This is a genomic window from Corynebacterium sp. HMSC068G04 (assembly GCF_001814885.1).
Lineage (GTDB): Bacteria > Actinomycetota > Actinomycetes > Mycobacteriales > Mycobacteriaceae > Corynebacterium > Corynebacterium hiratae.
This window is the reverse complement of the sequence record NZ_KV818291.1, coordinates 119,762-143,018: the sequence shown is the minus strand read 5'-3', so window position 1 is coordinate 143,018 and position 23,257 is coordinate 119,762. Positions and strand designations below refer to the sequence as shown.

General features: G+C 59.9%; 22 protein-coding genes. 9 read left to right on the top strand and 13 right to left on the bottom strand.

Going from position 1 to position 23,257, the window contains the following annotated elements:
* Positions 1 to 128 precede the first annotated feature (128 nt).
* The 4 genes from HMPREF2993_RS00890 to HMPREF2993_RS00875 all read right to left on the bottom strand — a co-directional run bounded on the left by HMPREF2993_RS00890 (position 129) and on the right by HMPREF2993_RS00875 (position 5,434).
* Positions 129 to 506, bottom strand: a complete 378-nt coding sequence (locus HMPREF2993_RS00890) for a hypothetical protein (RefSeq protein ID WP_046648216.1) — start codon at positions 504 to 506, stop codon at positions 129 to 131.
* Between the two features lie 28 nt (positions 507 to 534).
* Positions 535 to 1,659, bottom strand: a complete 1,125-nt coding sequence (locus tag HMPREF2993_RS00885) for a PTS sugar transporter subunit IIC (RefSeq protein WP_070700470.1) — start codon at positions 1,657 to 1,659, stop codon at positions 535 to 537.
* A gap of 82 nt (positions 1,660 to 1,741) precedes the next feature.
* A complete protein-coding gene (locus tag HMPREF2993_RS00880) occupies positions 1,742 to 4,315 on the bottom strand; it encodes a DEAD/DEAH box helicase (protein WP_070700467.1) in 2,574 nt (857 codons plus the stop codon).
* A gap of 99 nt (positions 4,316 to 4,414) precedes the next feature.
* A complete protein-coding gene (locus HMPREF2993_RS00875) occupies positions 4,415 to 5,434 on the bottom strand; it encodes a PAC2 family protein (RefSeq protein WP_070513116.1) in 1,020 nt (339 codons plus the stop codon).
* 335 nt (positions 5,435 to 5,769) lie between these two features.
* On the opposite strand from HMPREF2993_RS00875, the gene HMPREF2993_RS00870 reads away from it, so the two are divergent.
* Positions 5,770 to 6,918 (top strand): DUF4192 domain-containing protein, encoded by a 1,149-nt coding sequence (locus HMPREF2993_RS00870; RefSeq protein WP_046648207.1) that lies wholly within the window; start codon positions 5,770 to 5,772, stop codon positions 6,916 to 6,918.
* On the opposite strand, the gene galE is transcribed toward HMPREF2993_RS00870, so the two are convergent.
* The 6 genes from galE to HMPREF2993_RS00840 form a co-directional block, all read right to left on the bottom strand.
* Entirely contained in the window at positions 6,875 to 7,858 is a 984-nt protein-coding gene (gene galE / locus HMPREF2993_RS00865; RefSeq protein WP_046648205.1) for a UDP-glucose 4-epimerase GalE, read from the bottom strand. The genes HMPREF2993_RS00870 and galE overlap by 44 nt on opposite strands.
* Positions 7,859 to 7,862: 4 nt before the next feature.
* Entirely contained in the window at positions 7,863 to 8,543 is a 681-nt protein-coding gene (locus HMPREF2993_RS00860; protein ID WP_046648203.1) for a metal-dependent transcriptional regulator, read from the bottom strand.
* A gap of 287 nt (positions 8,544 to 8,830) precedes the next feature.
* The gene (locus tag HMPREF2993_RS00855) at positions 8,831 to 9,826 is read right to left on the bottom strand and encodes a sigma-70 family RNA polymerase sigma factor (RefSeq protein WP_046648202.1); all 996 of its coding nucleotides are present in this window, start codon (positions 9,824 to 9,826) and stop codon (positions 8,831 to 8,833) included.
* 139 nt (positions 9,827 to 9,965) lie between these two features.
* Positions 9,966 to 10,442 carry a D-aminoacyl-tRNA deacylase gene (dtd, locus tag HMPREF2993_RS00850; protein WP_070700464.1) on the bottom strand — a complete coding sequence of 159 codons (477 nt, stop codon included), beginning with the start codon at positions 10,440 to 10,442 and terminating at the stop codon, positions 9,966 to 9,968.
* 86 nt (positions 10,443 to 10,528) lie between these two features.
* Positions 10,529 to 12,070, bottom strand: coding sequence for a DUF7782 domain-containing protein (locus tag HMPREF2993_RS00845; protein WP_210401536.1), 1,542 nt, complete (start codon positions 12,068 to 12,070; stop codon positions 10,529 to 10,531).
* Between the two features lie 85 nt (positions 12,071 to 12,155).
* Positions 12,156 to 12,617: a DUF3099 domain-containing protein gene (locus HMPREF2993_RS00840; RefSeq protein ID WP_118779511.1), complete on the bottom strand. Its 462-nt coding sequence runs from the start codon at positions 12,615 to 12,617 to the stop codon at positions 12,156 to 12,158.
* Positions 12,618 to 12,665: 48 nt separating this feature from the next.
* On the opposite strand from HMPREF2993_RS00840, the gene HMPREF2993_RS00835 reads away from it, so the two are divergent.
* The 7 genes from HMPREF2993_RS00835 to dhaM all read left to right on the top strand — a co-directional run bounded on the left by HMPREF2993_RS00835 (position 12,666) and on the right by dhaM (position 19,567).
* Positions 12,666 to 12,917, top strand: coding sequence for a DUF3039 domain-containing protein (locus HMPREF2993_RS00835; RefSeq protein ID WP_046648196.1), 252 nt, complete (start codon positions 12,666 to 12,668; stop codon positions 12,915 to 12,917).
* Positions 12,918 to 13,020: 103 nt separating this feature from the next.
* Positions 13,021 to 14,811: a DEAD/DEAH box helicase gene (locus HMPREF2993_RS00830; RefSeq protein WP_070700456.1), complete on the top strand. Its 1,791-nt coding sequence runs from the start codon at positions 13,021 to 13,023 to the stop codon at positions 14,809 to 14,811.
* Positions 14,812 to 14,973: 162 nt separating this feature from the next.
* Positions 14,974 to 15,420, top strand: a complete 447-nt coding sequence (locus tag HMPREF2993_RS00825) for a DUF2871 domain-containing protein (RefSeq protein ID WP_070700453.1) — start codon at positions 14,974 to 14,976, stop codon at positions 15,418 to 15,420.
* A gap of 2 nt (positions 15,421 to 15,422) precedes the next feature.
* A complete protein-coding gene (locus HMPREF2993_RS00820; RefSeq protein WP_070700450.1) occupies positions 15,423 to 17,051 on the top strand; it encodes an MFS transporter in 1,629 nt (542 codons plus the stop codon).
* 124 nt (positions 17,052 to 17,175) lie between these two features.
* A complete protein-coding gene (dhaK, locus tag HMPREF2993_RS00815) occupies positions 17,176 to 18,177 on the top strand; it encodes a dihydroxyacetone kinase subunit DhaK (RefSeq protein WP_070513136.1) in 1,002 nt (333 codons plus the stop codon).
* 10 nt (positions 18,178 to 18,187) lie between these two features.
* On the top strand, positions 18,188 to 18,853 hold the full coding sequence (gene dhaL, locus HMPREF2993_RS00810; protein WP_070513139.1) for a dihydroxyacetone kinase subunit DhaL: 666 nt from the start codon (positions 18,188 to 18,190) through the stop codon (positions 18,851 to 18,853).
* Between the two features lie 3 nt (positions 18,854 to 18,856).
* Entirely contained in the window at positions 18,857 to 19,567 is a 711-nt protein-coding gene (dhaM, locus tag HMPREF2993_RS00805) for a dihydroxyacetone kinase phosphoryl donor subunit DhaM (protein WP_070679684.1), read from the top strand.
* A gap of 164 nt (positions 19,568 to 19,731) precedes the next feature.
* Here dhaM and HMPREF2993_RS00800 read toward each other — a convergent pair whose 3' ends face one another.
* The 3 genes from HMPREF2993_RS00800 to ppgK form a co-directional block, all read right to left on the bottom strand.
* Positions 19,732 to 20,058 carry a hypothetical protein gene (locus tag HMPREF2993_RS00800; RefSeq protein WP_070679687.1) on the bottom strand — a complete coding sequence of 109 codons (327 nt, stop codon included), beginning with the start codon at positions 20,056 to 20,058 and terminating at the stop codon, positions 19,732 to 19,734.
* A gap of 108 nt (positions 20,059 to 20,166) precedes the next feature.
* Entirely contained in the window at positions 20,167 to 21,639 is a 1,473-nt protein-coding gene (locus tag HMPREF2993_RS00795; protein ID WP_070513148.1) for an RNA polymerase sigma factor, read from the bottom strand.
* Between the two features lie 202 nt (positions 21,640 to 21,841).
* Complete coding sequence (ppgK, locus tag HMPREF2993_RS00790) at positions 21,842 to 22,639, bottom strand: polyphosphate--glucose phosphotransferase (RefSeq protein ID WP_070700447.1); 798 nt, start codon at positions 22,637 to 22,639, stop codon at positions 21,842 to 21,844.
* A gap of 321 nt (positions 22,640 to 22,960) precedes the next feature.
* Between ppgK and HMPREF2993_RS00785 the strand changes: the two genes are divergently transcribed.
* Positions 22,961 to 23,251 carry a DUF4193 domain-containing protein gene (locus tag HMPREF2993_RS00785; protein WP_070700444.1) on the top strand — a complete coding sequence of 97 codons (291 nt, stop codon included), beginning with the start codon at positions 22,961 to 22,963 and terminating at the stop codon, positions 23,249 to 23,251.
* The last annotated feature ends 6 nt before the right edge of the window (positions 23,252 to 23,257 follow it).

The following is a 23,257-nucleotide window of genomic DNA, read 5'->3' as shown; positions in this document are numbered from 1 at the left end:
TCCAGAGTGTCCGCGTCGTGCTCTAGTGCTCTCGCAATTGTCTAGAGAACTTCTTACTCTCCAGTATTGTTGCTGGTCAACGCCCTGTAAAGCGTGTGTAGGCTTAGCTGAATGCAGGGAGCGAAGGCTTAGACAATAGTGCCAGTCCATTCGCCACAGGCGGCGCCATCCACGGACAGCCCCATGGTGAAAACCTGGTCGGTGAGTTCAAAATGAGCCGTTGGCACGGTGACAACGAGCTCCTCGGGGGTGTACGTGTAGTGATAATCGACGGGCCGGTGGGCATCCCTGGTGTCCTCACCAAAAGACGCGATTTCCATGGAGACGAGCTGGTCTCGCTCGAAGTGGATGATGAGTTGAAGATCGAGGGTGTGCAGCTTAAACACGACGTCACGGTGGTGAGGAAGGCCTCCGAGAAGCCAGTGGACCGTGACGGCGTCATCCTGCGTTTCAAAGTGAACGCCCGCGAGGCGAATACTGGTGGCTGGGGAGTCTGGGGTATTCATAGCGCCACCCACTGTACTCCCCACGTGGCTATGTGAAATCGAGAGAAAAGTATTCAGATTTGGTGAGATGCAGGACCTTCTCGAAGAGCCAGCAAAAGAGCAGCGCAAGGGCGAGCGGCAGGACGAGGTAGACAAAGGTGATAATCATTACGTTGCCAGCGCTCCAGCCCCAGCCTTCGTAGTTGAGGGCGGCCAAGGGGCCCATCAGGCCGGAGATGCCGAAACCGGCGGAAATCGGGGTACCGGAAATCCCTAGGGCGCCGCCGACCCCGCCCAAAACTGCCGCGGAACAAAGTACCGGGAGGAAGGTCACTGGCTTGGACAGCATATTGGCCATCTGCACCTTGGGGGAACCGAGGACGTGCAGGATGGAGGTGGCGAAGCCGTTGACGCGCCAACCAGCAACCAGAAGGGTAAATCCGGCGGCCACGGCACCCAGGTTGGCGGTACCGGAGGCAACACCGTCAATGAAGATGGCAGTGGCAATGCCAACGGTGGAGACTGGGGAGACAATCATGATGGCGAAGAGGATAGCGAGGACCACGCCCATAAGGACCGGCTGCAAAGTGGTTGCGCCGTTGACCAAGTTGCCCAACCACAGGGTGAAGACCTTAACAACGGGGTAAGTGACTACCCATCCAATCGTGCCCGCGACCAGAGTCACAATGGTGGAGAGCAGCAAGATTGAGTAGTTCTTGAGTTTATCGCCGATGAAAAGAAGCAGTCCCACCGCGATGGCTGCGGTAAGTCCTGAGTTAATCACAAGGCCAGTACCTTTGAGGAAGAAGCCGCCCTCGGGATTCACTGTGGCCACGCCGGAGCCGCAGAAGGAGGCAATACCCACCGCGGCGGTTTGGATGGGTGTCATCTTGAATTCGATGCCAATGAGGACACCGATCATGACGGGCAAAAGGCTAGCGGCCAAACCGGTGAGGGCCATGACGGTGGCGGCGCCAGACCAGAAGGGCAGCAGAGCCTTGGCCAGTTCGCCCAGTAGAGCTTGCGGAACCAGCGACACCACGACGGCGATGGAGATGCCGTTGAGGACCTTCATGGTGAAGGAACCGGGTGTGAGGCGCTCGGCCGCGGGGGCTGCGCTGGCGTGAGGAATTGGGGAAAGCTTGCGTTCGTCTATCTGCTGTGGCGTGGTCATCCCTCAATCATACGCATAATATGCGATGGGTAGAAAATATTAATGCAGGCAAGGGGGTATTAATATTCCCTGCTTATGCGCCCTAGTACTCCACGCTCAGCTCAGATAGCCGTACTTCCCCGGCTTCATCGGAGGCATCGAGATCTACGGTGCCAACGAGCTGATAGGAGTTATCGCCCTCTGGGTCCTTAAGAATCTGACGCACGGTCCACGACCGCGAGCCGCCAACGCCACGAGCGCCCGAGCCCGTGTCGCCCTTGTCTAAGACAAAGTATTCCTGCCCCCTAGCCGCTGGCCCAGTGTCGATGTCATCGTAGTCATCGAAGTAGTCATCGAGGGCACGGCCAAAGTCAGGAATCTCCTCTAAGTAGTCCAACAGGTCTGCCAAGCGCTCTTCCTTCTCCAACGCAAAGAGCTGTGCAAGGCGGAAGAAGTAATTGCGCACCATGATGCTGAAAGCCCGCTGATTAGCGGTCAAGGCGGTGGGATCCTCGACTCCGAAGGCCAACTCGCGGTCCAAATCCTCCTGGGAAATGGGGGAGTCCTCGCCAGCCATCTCAGCCCACTCGTCGACAAGCGAAGAATCGACTTGGCGGATAAGCTCTCCGAGCCAGACGATGATGTCCTCGAGTTCCTCTGTGAGGAATTCCGCGGGGATGGACTGCTTGAGAGTACGCCACGCATCGGTGAGGTAGCGCAAAATGACGCCTTCCGAGCGGGCGAGACCGTAGCTAGCGACGAGATCGGAAAAAGTCATGGCGCTCTCCAGCATGTCGCGCACCACAGACTTGGGCCGCAGCTCGAATTCCTTAGCCCACGGATTGGTCTGGCAGAAGGTCTCATAGGACTGCTCGAGGAGTTCTTCCAGGGGCTTTGGCCACGTGATGTCTTCCACGATGGCCATGCGCTCGGTATAGTCCACGCCCTCCGCTTTGAGAGCTGCTATCTCCTCACCGCGCCGCTGCTTCTGTTGAGCAATAAGCACCTGGCGTGGATCATCCAGCACCGATTCAAAGACAGAGATGACATCGAGGGCATAGGTCTCGGACTCGGGATCCAGCAAGGTGAGTGCCGCTAGCGCGAAGGGGCCTAAAGGCTGGTTGAGGGCGAAATCGCGCGGCATCTCACGGACCACGTGGTAGGGGCGGCCGTAGATATCGAGCCCCTTCGTAGACTTTTGCACCACGCCCGAATTGAGGAGGCCTCGGAACAGACTCAACGCTGTGAGGATGTCCTCGTTCTGGCGGGCGCGCGTGTTGTGGCTCGTGCGGAGCAGGTGCTTAAGGTGCTCGTAGCCGTTGCCGTGGCGGGCGAGCACGTTGAGCAACATGGAGTTGGACACTCGGAACTGGGACGTCAATTGCTCCGGCTCGGCGTCGATAAGCCGGGCGTAAGTCTGCTCCGACCACGACACTTCACCGTCGCGCGCAGACTTCTTCTTCAGCTTCTTGAGGCGGGCCGGGTCATCGCCCACACGGCGCCGCGCTTTGGCGTTCTCAATCTCATACTCCGGCGCCTGCACTACGACGGTGCCTTCCGTGTCATAACCGGCGCGGCCAGCGCGGCCGGCAATCTGGTGAAACTCACGGGATTTCAGAATGCGCTGGCGGGTCCCGTCATACTTGGCCAAACCCGTCATCAGCACTGTACGGATGGGGACGTTGATGCCCACACCCAAAGTATCGGTGCCGCAAATAATCTTGAGAAGGCCCTTCTGGGCCAGGCGCTCAACCAAGCGCCGGTACTTCGGCAGCATGCCAGCGTGGTGGACACCGATTCCCTTACGCAGAAGCTTAGAGAGGTCTTTGCCAAACGTCGTGGTGAAGCGGAAGCCTGCGAGCTCCGCGGCAATGGCCTCCTTCTCCTCTGCGGTGATGATCTTCGACAGCGAAGTGAGCGCCTGCGCACGCTCTGAGGCTTCGCGTTGGGAGAAGTGGACGACGTAGATGGGCGCCTTGCCATCGGCGAGCAATTCTTCGATTGTTTCGTGGACCGCGGAAAAGACATAAGAGAAGTCGAGGGGCACCGGGCGAGTTGTTCCCGCTACCAGCGTCGTCGTGCGGCCGGTACGCTCCGTCAAATCCTTCTCCAGCCATGCGGTATCGCCCAGGGTGGCGGACATGAGCAGGAACTGGGCCTTCGGTAGCTCCAGGAGCGGTACCTGCCAGGCCCAGCCGCGATCGGGTTCGGAGTAGTAGTGGAACTCGTCCATGATCACTTGATCGATGGCGGCTTCCGCGCCATCGCGTAGCGCAATATTGGCCACGATCTCAGCGGTGGCGGCGATAATCGGGGCGGAGCCATTGACCGTGGCATCGCCGGTCATCATGCCGACGTTCTCGGGGCCGAAAATCTCGCAGAGAGCGAAGAACTTTTCGCTCACCAAGGCCTTGATGGGAGCGGTGTAGAAGCTGCGCTGGCCGCGTGCTAAAGCAATGAAGTGGGCGGCGTTGGCCACCATGGACTTACCAGAACCGGTGGGGGTGGCCAAGATGACGTTATCCCCGGCGAGAACACCAAGGGAGGCCTCTTCCTGCGCCGGGTAGAGCGAGATACCGCGGCCGGAAGTCCAGGACAAAAATGTGTCCCAGATGGCCTCATCAACCATCGACTCGGGGACTTCGGCGAGATCGGGCAACATCTGAGAAAGGTTCACCCGTCCCACCTTAGGCGAAAAGCCCTATAGTGCAGAGCGTCGGCCTTGCGTCCGAGCTTCACCGCCCTGCCTGTTGCTGTGCGGCTGGGCAAGATATGCTTAGACGTCGTCATCCATGTCTAAGCCGGGGCCTTCATCGCGGCCGTAGTTGTCTTCGCGGTCATCGATATCTTCGGACAGGATGTCCGAGCTGTCATCGAGGCCAGCAAGAAAGGCCTCAAAGTCCGCACCGATCTCCTCGCCAGTGGGCATGTGCTCCTCACCTGGCATGATGGCCTGCGGGTGGCGGGAGCGGTAGCGCTCCATGTAGGCATCGTACTGCTCTTCTAGCTGACGTACGACGCCAGCGATCTCCTCAGAATCGGTAACCTGCTCCTCCAACTGCTGGTTGATGCGAGCAACGTCCGCTTCCAGGCTGCCCAGCGGAATGTTGAGGTCAACCGCCGAGGCGACCGAATCCAACAGCCGTAGCGTGGCGGCCGGGTAAGGAGACGCCGCAAGGTAGTGCGGAACATGAGCGGTGTATCCAGCAACGCGGCGGCCCTTCTTATCCAAGGCTCGCTCAATATACAGGGCGGCGGCGCCCGGGACCATCATGGTGGATTCCATGCGCACCATGGAGTTAAGGAGCTCCGGCTCATTGCCGTGCGCCGTGACCACGGTGGGGCGGGTGTGCGGCACCGGCATAGGGGCCGAGTACAGCATGATGGTGTTCTTGATATCGAACTTTTCCACCAAGTTCACCACCGCGTCCGTAAATGCCTCCCAGCGCAAGTCCGGTTCCGGTCCAGAAAGCAGCAGGAAAGGTGTGCCGGAGTTATCCCGGAGCACCTTGATGCCCAGATCGGTGTTCTCAATTTCTACCGTGCGATCGTGGTCAATGGTGACGGCGGGGCGGCGAGAGCGGTAGTCAATAAGCTCGTCATTATTAAACGAAGCCAGCTGGCGGTTCTCCAACGCGGCTTTGAGGTGATCAGCACTGGCTTCGACGGCCTGGCCCGCATCGGCATAGCCATTCATGGCCACGATCATCGTAGGGCCATTGCCTGGGGCGGAATCGTCCTTGACCACTGGTGCGGGATACTCCAGCTCATACATGCGGCCCTGTTCTTCCTGCATGATTGTGACTCCTCCTTCTATCCGTGCGCTTCTTTAGAAGCGTACGGACCTAATCAGCGTTCTGTGCCTTGCAACGCTGTAGGGCTACTACCTATTCCCAGCTGCGATTGTGCGTTCCTTGCCAAGCCGAGCTGGGATTGATCATGGGCACTGGTGATGATCGTTCAAGCATGCCACATGGCCATCCGTTGTGCCAGCATGTCGAGTTGGTGGGTGTGAATAACTTGGCTCTTTCCCTCGGATTGCAGACCAGTCCGGACTAGTTATCCACAGATTCTCCGTGTGTGGCGTGATCCCCCTAGCGTCCTGTGGCAGCCCTGGTTCAGGGTACAAGTATGAGCACATTCTCAACGCACACAGATAACACCCCACCGATTACGACACCTGGTCATCTCCTTGCTAACATCCCCGGACTCCTTGGCTTCTATCCCACCGAATCGGTGGTATTCATGGCCATTGACACCACCCCGCGCGGCCCGGCCATGGGTCCGCTCGCCCGCGTCGATATCCCCGATGCCGCCGGAGCCCTGCCAGACATCGCGGCGATGCTGGCAGAGAATGCCCGCGAAGGCGTCTTCGCCTTCCTCATTTCGCAGCGCCCGCTTACTGAATTACGGGAGGTGACCCACTGGCTCTACGGCCTGGATCGTTCCTGTGACGGGTTGGAGATTGACGCGGCCTGGTACGCCAAGGAAATCACCAAACATGAGCCCTACGTTCTGTTGCACGGAACCGTCAACGCAGATGGGAGCGGGCCGATGAAAAAGTGGGTAGAAGGCACTATACCGGCGCTTACCGACGCCTCCTCGATGCGCTCCTGCGTCAATCACAATGTTGTTCCAGAGCTCAATAGGGAAGAATTCTTTGCCATTTTCGCGCCGGGAAACCCACACCTCGATTCTGCCGAAGCCGAAGCCCTGAGCCGGCAAGCACGCGATACCGCGACTCAGTTTCGCGCCCAGGTGGCCGCGGCGAAAGGGAAGAAGCGCAAGGAACTCCTTGAGCACTTTGTGGATGATGCTCAGTGGGCGCTTCACCAGGTGGCGTCTGTGGAGGAAGCCGAAGAAGATGTAGAGCTGTTGGCATCATGCGCCGTGTGGCTGTCGACGACCTGGACGCGCGACCTCGTGGTGGGCATCTGCGCGGAGGCTGGCGAAACCGGTGCGTACCTTCTCCTAGCAGCAGCGCGCACATTCGGCGAAGAATTACGGGCGAATGCTCTGACCCTGTTTGCCCTGGCACACATGGAACAGGAGTGGGACATCCTGGCTGGACCGGCACTGCAGCTCGTCACGGAAGAGTTCCCCAGCCATCGCCTAGGCTCGCTGTTGTGCCAGGCCTATCGCCACGGGCTGCATGAAAAGATACGTGCTTCGATCCACGCAGGGGCGCGTAAGGCCTTCGACAACGCGGTAGGGGATACGGCTGGGGAGGGCAGCACTAACGCCGCGCGGAATGAGCCCGCTCGCCGAGCTGCCGGGTAAAGTTCCACGCATCCGTCACGATGGTGGTCAAGTCGGTGCGGCTCGGATCCCATCCGAGCTCGGACTTAATCTTGTCCGAGGAGGCCACGAGGGTTGCGGGATCTCCTGCGCGGCGGGGCGCCAGCTCAGCGGGGATGGGGTGTCCGGTGACTTCGCGGCAGGCCTCAATGACCTGCTTGACAGAGTAACCGTCTCCGGAGCCGAGGTTATAGATGCGGTGTGTACCCGCAGCGTTGCTTTCAAGCGCGAGCACATGAGCGTCGGCCAGGTCACGGATGTGGATGTAATCGCGGACGGCGGTGCCGTCGGCAGTGTCGTAGTCATCGCCGAAAATGAAGATCTTGTCGCGATGGCCAAGTGCTACCTGCAATACAAGCGGAATGAGGTGGGTTTCCACCTCGCGGTTCTCGCCAATGCTGCCGTAGGCACCGGCGACGTTAAAGTAGCGCAACGACGTCGCCCCCAAGCCGTAGGCCTGGGCATATGAGGTGATCATGTAGTCGATTGCGAGCTTGGATGCGCCATAAGGATTCGTCGGCTTCGTAGGCATCGTCTCTGTGATCGGAACCTGTGCAGGCTCGCCGTACGTTGCCGCGGTCGAAGAAAACACAAGGTTGGTGACGCCGAATTCGCGCATGGCGTTGAGCAACTGCAGCGTCGTGACGACATTGTGCTGCCAATAGTCAGCTGGAGCCTCAACGGATTCGCCAACGAGGGAGCGAGCGGCAAAATGCACAACGCCGTCGAAGCCTCCTTCAGATAGCACTTCACGAGCGACATCGGCCACGTCACCCTCGACGAGGCGGGCCTGCTCTGGGATAGCTTCGCGGTTGCCGGTGGAAAAGTTATCGATGATGGTGACGTCGTGCCCCTTCTCCACGAGGACGGCCGCGCACACGCTGCCGACATAGCCGGCACCGCCAGTAACAAGTAGCTTCATCGCCTTAGTCCTCCTTGACTCGGATAGCGTGCGCGAGGTCGTCGACAAGCTCGACGGTGTGGCCCGACTCCGTGGTCAGCGTAATCGTTCCGCTTTCATTGACCACGGTAACCTTCGAACCAACCTGAATACCGCACGAGTAAAGCTCGTGGAAAGTCGAGTTATCCGCCTGCAAAACCTCGTTGATCTGGACGATGGTGGCTGCAGTCTTTTGCCCGGTGGGAAGATCGATGGCGCGAGTCCCCAGGTCGAGTTCCGCGGGGGTCATGCCAAGCTGCGCCAAACCTGGGATGGGGTTGCCGAAGGGGGAGCGGGAAGAATCCTCAAGAACGGCTATGACTCGCTTCTCTACCTCTTCGCTCATGACGTGCTCCCAACGGCAGGCCTCATCATGAACCTTGTGAATATCGAGGCCCAGGACGTCCGTGAGCAAGCGCTCAGCGAGGCGGTGCTTGCGCATGACATTGGTGGCCAGTTCGCGACCTTGCTGGGTGAGGTCGAGGCTGCGGTCCGTGCGCACGTGGAGCAGGCCATCGCGCTCCATGCGAGCCACAGTCTGGGACACAGTCGGCCCAGATTGCTCTAGGCGCTCTGCAATGCGAGCACGCAGTGGGGTAATTCCTTCCTCTTCGAGCTCATAAATGGTTCGCAGATACATTTCCGTGGTGTCAACTAGATCCCTCACGTGGGCTTACCTTTCTGCGTTGTCGGCGGTCCGTAGCCACATAGGTTTAGGCGCGGTAATAGGAGTGTATTAAGAGAATATCTTAAACAATAGCGTATTTTTTCAGGGCTTAGCGCACGCAGCGCTGCACGCTGCGCGGGGTGAATAGGAAGATATGGACAAAGAGATTCACGGCCCTCGAGAAATGACGAAAGCCACCGAGCATCGACCTCCCCGAGCCCAGCCAACAATTTAGGTGGGCAGGAGGGATGAACCTCGATGGCTAGCGCCAAGCTATGAAACAGAACTTAAAGCGCGTATTCGCGGAGACGATCGGCGCGGTTGCCCTCCCGCAGCTTGGCCATGACCTCGCGCTCAATCTGGCGAACACGCTCGCGGGAGAGACCGAACTTGCGTCCAATCTGATCGAGGGTGCGCGGAACACCGTCGTCCAAGCCATAGCGCAGGCGGATGACATCCTGCTCACGCTCCTCGAGGGAGCCGATGACGGAGCGGATATCAGAGTGGCGCATGGATGCCACCACGGCGGTCTCCGCATCGGTTGCCTCGGCATCCTCAATGAAGTCACCCAACGGTGCTTCTTCATCGGTGCCCACCGGCATATCCAGGGAGACAGGATCGCGGGACTGACGCAGCAGCATTTCGATCTTGGACTCTTCGATGCCGGATTCTTCGGCCAGCTCCTCATTCGTAGCCTCGCGGCCCAAGGACTGATACATCTCGCGCTTGATGCGGGAAAGCTTATTGACCTGCTCTACGAGGTGCACTGGGAGGCGGATGGTGCGGGACTGGTCAGCCATGCCGCGGGTAATGGCCTGGCGGATCCACCACGTGGCGTACGTAGAGAACTTGAATCCCTTGGCATAGTCAAACTTCTCCATCGCACGAATCAGGCCCAAGTTTCCTTCCTGGATGAGGTCCAGCAGCGGCATGCCGCGGCCTGTATAACGCTTAGCCAGGGAGACCACGAGGCGCAGGTTGGCCTCGAGGAGGTGGGAGCGTGCCTTCTTGCCTTCGCGGGCGAGAATCTTGAGGTCGCGCTTCTCGGCGCGGGTCAGCTTCTCGGCATTGGCGAGCTTGTACTCGGCGTACAGGCCCACCTCGATTGCCTGTGCGAGCTCAACTTCGTCTTCGGCGCTCAACAGCGCAGTCTTGCCGATTCCGTTGAGGTAAACGCGGACCAAGTCCGCGGAGGGATTGTCATTAGTCTGGTTACGGCGTGAGCCGCGGTCAACTTCCTGTCCGTCCTCGTCCTGGACGCTAGCAGCGGATGATGTGGCCATCTCATGCCTCCTAAGTTGCGGCTTGGTTCATCTCCTACAACGGACCTTCGGCGCAGATAGTTCCCACGGTTTGAAAAATGTTCACGCATCCCGGTCTGCGAGGTGGGTTTTAGGCCATTTTGGGGGAGGCGCGCCGAGGCTACACCTCAACGAGCACGGTAAACGGCCCCTCATTGACGGAGGCGACCTGCATCATGGCTCCGAAGCGACCTTCCTCCACGGTGATCCCGCACTCCCGCAGGCGAGCGACAACCCCTTGGATCACCGGTTCCGCCGCGTCTCCGGGTGCGGCATCTGACCACGATGGCCGGCGGCCCTTCGCCGTTCGCCCGTAGAGAGTGAACTGGCTTACCACTAGCACTGGAGCTCCACTGTCAACCACGCTGGTTTCGCCCTCGAGAATGCGCAGCTCGGCGATCTTGCGTGCCATCGTGTCCATCCGCTCCTCCAAGGATCGCCCGTCGGCAGGACCAGCTTCGGCGCCTGCTGTGACATCTTCACGAGATACACCAATGAGCGCTAGAATGCCGCCGGTGTCGGGACAGCTGATGGAACCGACAACGTCGCCTTCTACCGTAACGGAAGCTTCAGAAACGCGGGTGAGAACAGCACGCATGGACGGGGATACACAACCTTTCTTGTGGAGAAGTTTTCAGTACGCAAGGAGGCTCCTGGGGATACAGCTAACGCGAACTACTTGGTCTACTCGGTGTTGCTAAAAGCTAGCAGCTCCGTGGGGATCAGCAGACCATGGCGGATGAGATCCACGATGGCAGGAAGCGCAGCACTCACCAGTGCGGTCTCATCAAAGCCTTGTGCGGCGGCGTAAAGCTCGATGGTTTCGCCGATGCTCAACCCATGCGGATTGAGCCCAGCGACGATAGCCGCGAGGTGCTCGTCGACATCATGCTGCCAGCGCGGACCGTCGGTCCGGCTCAATCGGAGCGCTGCGCGCTCAAAGCCCATGCCAAGCTCAGCATCTGGCAGGGCCACGTCCTCCCGAGCAACACTGGGGCGCAGCTGAACGTGCTTGGTCTCCAGCTCACCCGGCACCAAAGCGCGCAGCCACTCGACGCGCGCAAAGTATTCTTCCACCTCGGGCCCGAGCGGATCGATGACCGGCTGTGACATTGTCTCCGCCAGAATGTCCGAGGGCTCGTCGTCCCCAATCCGCTGGATGGCTACGAAACCAAACCCAATGCCGGTGACCTCATGGTCGCGGAAGTGTTCGAGCCAACGGCGCGAACGCTCCCTTCCTGCAGGGCTGCGAACATCCACGGACTCATCGCTTAACCAGGTGGACACATACAGGGCAGGATCTGCCACGTCGCGTTGAATGATCCATGCGGCTACGCCGGTGTCCGGCAACCATGAGGCAACCCGCTGTTGCCAGGACTCCTCGCCTTGATGAACCCACGCGGCGAGCACATGCGCGGTTCCTCCAGGGGTGAGGTGTTCCACAGCCTGGGACACCACGAGCTCACTAGCGCCATCGAGGTTGAGGCCGGAATCTCGGTACACATGGCCGACCTCAGGAAGACCCACCACGAATGGAGGATTGGCCACGATGCGGTCGAAGCGCTCGTGTTGTACCGGCTCGAACCACGAACCCTGGCGCAGTTCGACCCGTTCCTTTGCGTCCGCTGCAGCAACGGTAGCGCGGGCGAGCTCGAGGGCTCGCTCATGGACATCAGTAGCGACGATGCGCTCTGCAGAATCCAGCTGCCCCAGGACCTGCACGCCAGAGCCTGTGCCCAGATCCAGCACCGATGACACCGGAGTAGTGGGAGTCGAATGAAGTAGGGAAAGGCTGGCAGAGCCGACACCCAAGACGTGCTCGGGACCAGGAACGTGGTCCACGAGGGAAGCATCAACATCGGAAAACACCACGCGATTCTTGCCCACGATGACGTGCGGCCGAATGTCGTATGCCACGTAGACAGTGCCGTGATCGTCGGTAAGCGCGACACCGCTGTCAAGCAATTGGGTGGCTAGGCGGGCACCGAGGACGTCGGAAAGCAGCGTGGCCGGCACGTGCTCGTGCAACACAAAGATGCGGATGAGGTGGTCGAGACGGGAGTCGCCGCTAGCACCCAGCGCCACGGCCTCGGGCTCCCCGCGATGTAGGGCCTCGGTGTACTCCGGCCCTAAGTGTCCCGCGATGCCGTCCGCGGTGAATCCCGCGTCAGCAAAGACACGGGCGAGGTCGGCCGCGACATCCGCGACGGGGTGCTCTGGGTTCATCTCCGGGCCAAAAGGAGAAGGCTGTTGTGTGCTCACAAAAGTGTCCTTACATTGCTTCGGGAGGGAAACGGTAAACGGTTAACGTCTAGTCTTCGTGGTCGATGGTGTTGTGCTTCGCCGAATCGTCGTGTGATGATGGCGCGCCGGGAAGCGCTCCATGGGACCGGCTTGTCAGTTGCTCGCGCTGGGCCTGCGCCATTTGCCGAGCCATAGCGGGCTTATAAACAGCCTTCTCGCGCTTGTCTTTCTTTTGACCCCGGCCATTGCCAATGACCACGGCGATCCAGGGGAGGGGGAAGGTGACGGCCACGACGAGTGCAGCGGGGATCCACCACTGCCAAACATAAACCATGGCCCCGGCTATCAGGAGGGATGGAACGCGTAAAAACTGCAGTATGGAGTAAATGATCTCGCGGCGATACCGGTCTTGACCCGGGGCGAGCTTGGCAGTCGTGATGAGGTGCGTTTCGCGCCCGAATCGGCGTCCGCGCCGCTGCCCCGAACGTGGGGTATGGCGGGCGTTATCGCGCGAGTTCGAAGGGGTCATGCCTACAAGCGTAGCTGCAGGACTCGCCAACTTCGATACCGATGCGGCATGATAGGGGGCGTGAGTACGACGACTAAGACTATTGAACGCCCTGATGTCCGCGAGGATACGTCGACCAACGACGACACCCCGAAGTTCTTCCACTATGTGAAGAAGAACCAGATCCTCGATTCCGCGGTCAACGGCAAGTACGTCGTTGCCCTGTGTGGAGAGACCTTCCCGGTGACCAAGCAAGCGAAGCCCGGCTCACCCGTGTGCCCAGACTGCGAGCGCATATATAAGAGCTTGCGCCGCCGTTAAGTCCGACGTCGACGCTCAACCTGCGTCGGCGTAAAGCGAAAACGTACGAAAAACTTCACAAGAGCGGGATGTTGGGATAACTAGAGGGGGAAAGTCGCTGACCGTGTCTACTCAGACTCCAGCACAGAGATTTGCCAATAATGGTTCGCTGCGCGTGTGGCAACGCGCGGCTTTGGATAAGTTCCTAGCCACCAAGCCAAAGGATTTCATGGCGGTGGCAACGCCAGGTGCAGGTAAGACCACCTTCGCCCTGCGGGTGGCCACAGAGCTCATGGCGGACCGCACCGTAGAGCGCGTCATCGTGGTGGTGCCCACCGAGCACCTCAAAGTGCAGTGGTCGGAATCCGCCTCCCGCGTAGGGCTAGCTCTCGACCCCAAGTTCACAAACTCCTCGGGAGTCAACCCCGCGATGGACGGTGTCGTGGTGACCTATGCGCAGGTGGGGATGCACCCGTACAAGCACCGTGCGGTCGCCTCAGCGCGGCGCACCCTGGTGATCCTCGATGAGATCCACCACGCCGGTGATGCCAAGAGCTGGGGCGATGGCGTGCGGGAAGCCTATGATGATGCGGAGCACCGCCTCGCGCTGACTGGTACGCCCTTCCGCTCCGATGACTCGCAGATCCCCTTCGTGCGCTACGAGGAGGACGGGGAAGGTCACCTCGTATCCCGCTCTGATCACACGTACGGCTATGGCGATGCGCTTGCCGACGGTGTCGTGCGCCCCGTCGTCTTCCTCAGCTACTCCGGCGAATCCCGCTGGCGCGATAGCGCCGGTGAGGAACATGCGGCCCGGCTCGGCGATATTCTCAATCCGGAGCAGACCGCCCGCGCCTGGCGCACGGCCCTCGACCCGAAAGGCGAGTGGATCCCCACCGTCTTGCAGGCGGCGCACACGCGGCTGATGCAGATGCGCCGCAACATGCCGGATGCCGGCGGTCTGGTACTTGCTACCGACACGACAACCGCGCGCGCCTACGCCAAGATCCTCAAGCAGATCTCCAATACTCCCGTCTCCGTCATCCTCTCCGATGATCCAGGCTCCTCCGCGCGCATTGCGGAGTTCTCCGAATCCACCGACGAATGGATGGTGGCCGTGCGCATGGTGTCGGAGGGCGTCGACGTTCCCCGCCTCGCCGTAGGCGTGTACGCCACCTCTGCCTCGACCCCGCTGTTTTTCGCTCAGGCCATCGGGCGTTTCGTGCGCTCCCGCATGCCCGGCGAGACGGCCTCCGTCTTCCTGCCCTCCGTGCCGGTGCTCTTGGGCCTTGCCGAGAATATGGAAAAGCAGCGCGACCACGTCCTGGGAGGGGAGAAAAACCCCGACAAGGATGGCTGGGACGATGAGCTGCTCGAGGACGCCAATAAGAAGAAGTCCGAACCGGACATGCTCGAGCCTTCCTATGAATCCTTAGGCGCGGAGGCAGAGTTTTCCGGGCTGCTTTATAACGGCTCGCAGTTCACGACGGGCAATATCACGGACGAAGAGGAAGACTTCCTTGGAATTCCCGGGCTTCTCGACGCCGACCAGGTCAAGGACCTTTTGCGCAAAAAGCAGTCCGAAGAGTTGGACCGCCGCGAGGCAGAAGAGAAGGCGCGCCGGGCTGCGGAAGCAGCAGAGGAACAACGCCGCAAGCTCTACGGCACCCCACATGCACCCAAGCGTGGGGCAGAGGCGTCGGCAAGCGGTGCTGGTTCCCAGCCAGGTGTGGTGGATGAGATTTCCGCGCTGCGCAAAGAACTCAACACGGTGGTGTCTATTACCGCCCAACGCACCGGGCGCCCGCATGGAGCCATCCACACCGAAGCGCGCAAGGCCTGCGGTGGCCCGCCGACTGCGTTGTGCGACGCCGAGCAGCTGCGGGAGCGCATCGATTACCTGCGCAAGTGGTAGCCGGCGCGGCCACGCTATCAACTAGTTGGTTGATGAGAAACTCAACCGGCTACGCGATGGAAACGCTGTGAGCGCGAAGCAGGATGGATAGCAGATGGTCTAAAGGCCAATCACCATCCTCGACGCAATCGCCACAGCAGCGTGGCTAGGAAGGAACACACAATGCAGTCCCTCTATAGAGCAGCCATCTTCTACCTTGTCATGGGGTTGAGCGCCGGCGTGTTCTACCGCGAGTTCACGCGCGCGAATGATTTCCCGGAGGGGCAGTTCACCCAGCTGGGCGTGGCCCATACCCACCTTTTAGCGCTGGGATTCATGATGTTCCTCATCTTCCTTGTGGTAGACAAGGTCTTCGCCGTGTCCCATAACAAGAAGCTGTTCAATTCCTTCTTCTGGTTCTACAACGCTGGCGTGGTGGTTACCGTTGCGATGCTCATTTGGCACGGCAGCCTCACCGTGCTCGGTGAGGAATCTACCGCGATGATCGCCGGAATCGCCGGCCTCGGACACATCTTCATCACGGTGGGTCTGGCACTCTTCCTCGTCGCATTTGGCCGCGCATTGAACGAGCCCGCTAACCCTGCCGCCGCAACTTCTGTGAGCGCCTAGCTATGCCCGCGGCTACAACAGAATCCAGCACGGTGGCACCGACCCGCCGTGACTGGATTAGCCTTGCGGTTTTATCGGTAGGGCTGAGTGTCATTGTTCTTGATGGCACTATCGTCGGCGTGGCATTGCCCGCCATCATCACGGACCTCAACCTGGATATCACCCAGGCACAGTGGGTCAACAGCCTCTACGCGGTAGTGCTTGCCGCGCTGTTGCTATCAACCGGAAAGATCGCGGATAGTTGGGGCCGCAAACGAGCTTTCCTTCTCGGCCTCGCCGTATTCGTAGCAGGCAGCGTGTGGGCTGGTTTCTCCGAAACAGCGGGAATTCTCATCTCGGCACGTGCCGTGCAGGCAGTGGGCGCGGCTTTTATCATGCCCTCCACCCTGTCCACCGTGAACGCCGTATTCCGCGGGAAGTATCGTGCAGCCGCATTCGGCGTGTGGGGCGCCGTCATCTCAGGCGCTGCTGCCGTAGGCCCTTTAGCCGGCGGCGCGCTTACTCAGTGGGTGTCCTGGCACTGGATCTTTCTGGTCAACGTCCCCATCGGCCTTTTCGTGGCCGGTGGAGCTGTCCTTACCGTCCGGGAAACCCGCAACCCAGAGACTCGCCCTGGAGTCGACGTCGACGGCGCGCAGCTGAGCGCGATTGCCTTTGGGGCCCTTGTTTTCGCTGTCATCGAGGGGCCCAGCCTTGGCTGGTGGACACCGCAAGCGGAGCTGACTGTGTTCGGGTGGACGTGGCCTACCACCGCGTCGGTATCCGCTGTGCCGGTGGCGCTGCTCATCGCCGCGGTCGGATTCACTTTGTTTATCCGTTGGGAGAAGCACCGCGAAAAGGTTCAGCGCTCCGCACTCTTGGACTTGGGGCTATTTTCCTATCCGACGTTCTCGTGGGGAAATACCACCGCCGGTGCGGTAGCCATCGGGGAGTTCGCCATCATCTTCGTCTTGCCGTTATATCTCATTAATGCGTTGGGCTTAAGCGTAATGTCTGCCGGCCTTGTGCTCGCGGCGATGGCCGTCGGAGCCTTCATTTCAGGTGCAGCCGCACGCCACGTCGCTGGGCGCTTCGGCGCCCCTGGCACCGTACTCATCGGCCTGAGCCTCGAGGTCGTCGGAGCTCTTATACTCGCGTTAATTCTCGGTCCCGACACCAGCGGATGGCTCATCGCGCTGCCGCTTGTGATCTATGGAGTGGGCCTAGGATTCGCTTCTGCGCAGTTAACCGGAACCGTCTTGCGTGACATCCCCGTGGAAAACTCAGGCCAAGCTTCCGCGACACAGAGCACAGTTCGTCAAATTGGTTCTTCCCTGGGAACCGCGATTTCCGGTTCGGTCTTTTCCGTCTCGCTAGCGCTGTCTCTGCCGAAGGCGCTTAATACCATTGGCTTCGATGGTCCGGCTGCGGAAGGAATAGCGGAAGCAGCGCGTCAATCGGCTGGGTCGAGTATCGCTGGGCTGCGTGCGCAGGGTGCCGCCAGTCCCTTCGGAGAGGAGACTGCCGTGTTGGTCCGAGCACTCAGCGACGGTATGAGTGATGCAGCGCGTTGGTCATTGCTGACCGCAGTTGCGTTCTTAGGGCTCGGTTTTATTGGTGCGTTGCAGGTCCGCAAAGCAGCGCAGGGCTAAGCAAGGGGGCGTAGCCCACGGTGTTGGCGCAACGGTTTCAGCGAAACATCCAGCAGCGAAGGGTAGGCTCGGCAGCATTGTGAGAAGAGTGCTCTAGGCCAAAGACAACCTAAGGAGATGGATGATGAAAAAGCTCGTCAACTCGCCGGACAACGTAGTAGCCGAATCAGTAGAAGGCTTCGCGTTAGCCCACGGTGACATTGTGACTCGCAACACGGAACCGCTGTTTGTTGCCCGCGCACAGAAGAAAGAACACGGCAAGGTGGCTATTGTCTCCGGTGGTGGTTCTGGGCACGAGCCTTTGCACGCGGGTTTCGTTGGTTACGGCATGCTGGACGCGGCGGTGCCGGGCGCCATGTTTACGTCGCCTACACCGGATGCAATCCAAGCAGCCACCGAAGCGGTAAGTGCTGGGGCGGGCGTTCTTTACATCGTCAAGAACTATACCGGCGATGTTCTCAACTTTGATACGGCAGCCGAGCTGGCTGACTTCGATGATATTGAGGTCAGCCAGGTCATCGTCGACGATGATGTCGCGGTGGAGGATTCTACGTTTACCGCCGGACGCCGCGGCGTGGCAGGAACCTTGTTGGTAGAGAAGCTGGCAGGTGCCGCAGCCGAGCGCGGCGATGATCTTGCTGCGGTGACAGCGGTGGCTAAGAAGGTAGTGGAGAATACCGCGACCATGGGCGCGGCACTGAGCGCCTGCACGGTGCCGCACGTGGGCAAGCCCTCCTTCGACCTTGGGGAAGACGAAGTCGAACTCGGCGTGGGTATCCATGGCGAGCCGGGCCGCAAGGAAATTCCACTGGTTTCTGCCGATGACGTTACTGATCACCTACTCGACCCCGTCTTGGCAGATCTTAAGCTGAGCGAGGGGGAGCGCACCATCGTCGTCGTCAATGGCATGGGCGCCACCCCGGCCTCTGAGCTGTACGTGGTCTACCGCCGCGTGGCCCAGCGTCTCCAGCAGGCTGGCATCGCCATTGAGCGCTCCCTCGTGGGTAACTTCGTCACCAGCCTGGACATGGCTGGGTGCTCTGTTACCGTCATGCGAGCGGACGACGAGGACCTCGCGCTTTTCGACGCTCCCTGCCACACCTCCGCACTACGCCAAGGAATGTAACAATCTAACTATGACGAATTCTGAAACTCTTTCAAGCGCGTGGGCACAGGAATGGATGAAAAGCTGTGCCGAAGCCGCGCGTGAACACCGTGAGGAGCTCATCGAGCTCGACCGTGCCATCGGCGATAGCGACCATGGAGAAAACGTCGACCGTGGTTTCCGCGCCGTCGTCGACAAGGTTGCTGCGGATATCTCTTCGGATGACTCAACGGTCGCTGATGTACTCAAACTAACCGCGAAGACTCTCATGTCCACCGTCGGCGGAGCCTCCGGCCCATTGTTGGGCACCGCCTTCTTGCGTGCGGCGAAGGCCGCCGGCACCGGTGACATTGATGCTTCTACGACGGCTGCGCTTATTGAGGCCGCCCTCGAGGGAATCATGACCCGCGGCAAAGCAACGGAAGGGGAGAAGACCATGGTCGATGCTTGGGCGCCAGCGGCGCGCGCTGCCCGCGACGCCGCCGATGCCGCACAGAGCCCCGCCGAGGTCTTGCGCGCGGCTGCCGACGCGGCCGCAGCCGGCGCGGACGCTACTATCCCGATGGTTGCGACTAAGGGACGCGCTTCCTACCTGGGCGAGCGTTCTGCCGGGCACAAGGATCCGGGTGCCGCCTCCTCGGCGCTTTTCCTCGCTGCGGCTGCTGACGCCGCCGACACTACTGGGAAGGGGGCGTAGAGCATGGCACAGCCGCGCGTTGGACTCGTTCTCGTTTCGCATTCCGCGAAGCTCGCAGAAGGATTGGCTGAGCTCGCCGCCCAGATGGCCGCTGATGTCACCATCCTTCCTGCAGGTGGCTTGGAAGACGGCAGTATCGGAACGTCCTATGACTTCATCGAAGGCGCTATCAGCCACGCCATAGGTCAAGGTCTCAGCGTTGTTGTGCTCACGGACTTGGGCTCGGCAACGATGACCGTCGAATCGGTTCTGGAGTTTCTGGACGAAGAGCAAGCACTGTTCGTTGATGCCCCACTGGTCGAGGCCACTATCGCTGCGGCAACCGCCGCCCAGCAAGGCGATGATCTGGGGGCAGTTGCTGACGCCGCTAGACGAGCTATCGAGGCTTTCACTCCTCAGCAGCCTGCTGATCCCGGGACTGTGCGCGAGCAAGACCAAGAGGAAGATCCACATCGATACTCGCTGACTGTGACCATTGCCGATGAAGCAGGACTACATGCTCGTCCCGCGTCCAAGATCGCTGAAATGGCGGCTGAAGCAGAGGGCGATATCGTCCTTACCTATAACGGTGAGGCAGTAGAGGCAGACTCCGCGATGATGCTGATGTCGCTCGGTGCTTGCCAGGGCGCATCGGTGACCATTAGCGGAGATATCTCCGATAAGGAAGTCATCGACCGGATTGCCACGGCCATCGAGCTGGGGCTCGACGGTTAGAAGCGTGCCCCGAATGGTGCGGCGTGCGGGCACCGTCCCCCGCATGAAAGGACGCTTCCAATGCCTTCGAATAAGGTAAAGGCAGCGTCCTAGTTGAGTTCTCTTGAAAGCGGGGAATCCATGAACCAGCCCGATTACGTACAGGCTTATCCGAATACTTCCCCTTACTCCTCTGCGGGGTCGTACACGTCTCCGATAGAACACCCTTCCACGCCGAACCCCCTCGCGCCGTGGGTACTGGGGCTGGCGGTGCTTCCGCCACTCTTCATCATCGTACTGACACTCTTGTGGGGTGCAGTGGGATTCTTGTCGTCGATGCTGACGATCTTTACCGGATGGTGCGCGGTGGGGCTGGGGATCGTGGCGCTCATCCTCGGATCAGGGCGAAGCCCGGAGCATAGGCGAACCGGCATCACAGTGTCCGGGATGATCATCGGATTCTGTTGGAGTTGTATCGCACCGTTCGTTCCCATGGCCATGATGGTGGTCATGGGACTCAATCCCTAGAGCTGCTAGGAAACCCAGAGCCCTGGAACATACAGAAAGAAAAGTGGCGGCGAGGAAAAGATTTCCTCGCCGCCACTGTCGTGTCCGCGGGCTTAGTCGAGATAGTCTCGCAGCACCTGGGAGCGCGAAGGGTGGCGCAGCTTGGACATGGTCTTGGACTCGATCTGGCGAATACGTTCGCGGGTGACACCATAGACTTGGCCGATTTCGTCTAAAGTGCGCGGCATGCCATCGGTGAGGCCGAAGCGCAGACGAACCACGCCCGCCTCACGTTCAGACAGGGTCGTGAGCACGTCCTGCAGCTGGTCTTGCAGCAAGGTGAAGGAGACCGCGTCGACAGCAATGACGGCCTCGGAGTCCTCAATGAAGTCACCCAGCTGGGAGTCACCCTCATCACCGATGGTCTGGTCCAAGGAGATGGGTTCACGAGCGTACTGCTGGATTTCCAGCACCTTTTCCTCGGTGATGTCCATTTCCTTCGCCAGCTCCAGCGGCGTGGGCTCGCGGCCCAAATCCTGCAGCAGCTCTCGCTGGATGCGGCCCAGCTTGTTGATGACCTCGACCATGTGCACAGGAATGCGGATGGTGCGTGCTTGGTCTGCCATCGCGCGGGTAATAGCCTGACGGATCCACCAGGTGGCATACGTGGAGAACTTGTAGCCCTTGGTGTAGTCAAACTTCTCAACAGCGCGGATGAGACCCAAGTTGCCCTCCTGGATGAGATCCAAGAAGGCCATGCCGCGGCCGGTGTAGCGCTTGGCCAAGGACACCACGAGACGCAGGTTTGCCTCGAGAAGGTGGTTCTTCGCCTTGCGGCCATCACGAGCGATGGCACGCATGTCACGCTTTTCCATGGGGGAAAGCTTGGCGGCCTTGTCGCCTTCGGCACGGGCCTTTTCCATCTCATCCATGCGGTACTGAGCGTAGAGGCCAGCCTCGATTCGCTTGGCGAGGGAGACCTCTTGCTCGGCATTGAGCAGGGCGACCTTACCGATTTGCTTCAGGTAGGCGCGGACAGAGTCTGCCGACGCGGTCAGCTCCGCATCCTTGCGGGCTTGGCGCAGGGCTGCGGACTCATCCTCGTCCCAGACCGAGGAACCATCGTCCTCGTCCTCATCAGCGTCGTCGCCCTCGAGGTCATCATCGTCGTCGCCGAACTCGTCTTCATCATCCATCTCGGCGTTGTCCGGATCGAAATCGATATCGGCATCGTCAGTGGTGTCGGCGTCCAACTCGTCGGTCTGATCCTCGGCGAGATCCTCGGAAGACTTGGCAGCTTCAGGCGACGTTGCCTTTGTGGCTGCTGACTTACGCACAGTCTTCTTGGCCGCCTTTTTTGTGGCCTTTTGTGCAGACTTGCGGGTGGTCTTCTTTGTTGCCTTCTTGGCCGTCTTTTTAGCCGTTTTCTTGGCTGTCTTTTTGGCTGTCTTTTTCGCGGTTTTCTTGGCCGTTTTCTTAGCGGTCTTTTTTGCCGTCTTTTTGGCGGTCTTCTGTGCAGGTGCAGATGCCTCGGAGGTGCTCTCGCCCGCGCCGAGTACCTGGTCTGAAGAATCAGTGGCTGCCACGTACGCCCTTTCGACTTGCTCTCTGAGTGGAAACTATGGGGACGCGCAAGTTAGTCGCGACTAGTCCCCGATGCTAGCCCGCCTCCGAGATGAGCAGGGGAGGCGCGCCGCTGGATATTGGATAATCGACAGCCCAGTATAGATCATTTCTTGCACTAGGCGGTGACTGGGGTCAACTCGGAAATGCTGGCCCCCGGTTGCCTTATGGGCGAATACCTTCTTGTGCTGCCATGGCTGCGCCTACTATACCGGCGCGATTGCGAAGCTGAGCTGCCACGACCGGCGTTTCAATGCGGAGGTGCTCTCCCCACTTGTCAAACTTGCGGGAAATTCCTCCGCCGATGACGAAGGCTGAAGGGTTAAACAGGGCCTCATACTCGTGGAGTACGCGGTTGACGCGCTTCGCCCACTGCTTGGTTTTGAGCCCCTCGCGGTCCTTGACGGCTGAAGAAGCTTGGTGCTCCGCCTCCTTCTCGCCAACGATGATGTGCCCAATCTCCGTATTGGGGAAAAGCTGGCCATCTAGCAGGAAAGCGGAACCAATACCAGTGCCCAAAGTGAGGAAGATGACGGGGCCGAAGCGCGCAATCTCGTCGCCATAAGCCACCTCGGCGAGGCCGGCCGCGTCGGCGTCGTTAAGCACGGTAAAAGGAACGTCGAGGTATGAGCTCAACAAGTCCTGTGCATCCGTGCCGATCCAGGATTTATCAATGTTTGCCGCGCTGCGGATTACCTGGTCCTTTACCACCGCTGGCATGGTAATGCCGACGGGACCGTCCCAGTTCTTCTCTTCGATGATCTGGGCAATCACCTTGGCGACGGCGTCCGGCGTTGCGGGCTGGGGAGTAGCAATCTTGAGGCGGTCACCAACGAACTCTCCCGTTGCGAGGTCGACCTCGGCACCCTTGATGCCAGAGCCTCCAACATCGATGCCGAAGGCGTGGCCTTCGTGCTGCGGGCTCGGTTTCGTGTCCTGGTGCTGTGATTCATGGGCGGTCATACCGACAGTCTATGTGGACCCGCGCGATGATGCGGCATGATCCGAGGGATGAAAAGGGCAGTAGCGGTAGTGCCGTGCGGTTTGCGGTGCGTGACGCGCTTTTTGGGCTGGCGGTAGGCACAGACTGTGATGAAATTCTTGCGGCCCGCTATAGAGCTGGAATCAGCAGGTCACAGGGGTGAAGGAGGAGTAATAGGGGGTAGGATAGTGCAGGGTTTGGTGCCCCCACGGCGGGGCGAGTGTGACACAGAGGCCAGTCTGGTTTAGGATGCCGTCGATAAATACACATACCTATCGATCTGACTCACAGGGGCAAGCATTATGGCCACGGATTATGACGCACCGCGTCGCCGCGCTGAAGACGACCTCGAGGCCGATTCCCTCGAGGGCCTGAAGGCGGCTGAAAACGATAACAATGGCATGGATGACGATGGAGAAATCGTCGAGGCCTTCGAACCGCCGTCAGTGGACCTGACCGGTGAAGAGCTCAACGTCACCGTCGTTCCGCGCAAAGAAAACGAGTTCACCTGCTCTGTATGTTTCTTGGTGCAGTCCAACAAGCGCCTTGACCATGAAGAGGACGGCGAGCCAATCTGCATGGACTGCGCCTAGTAGGCC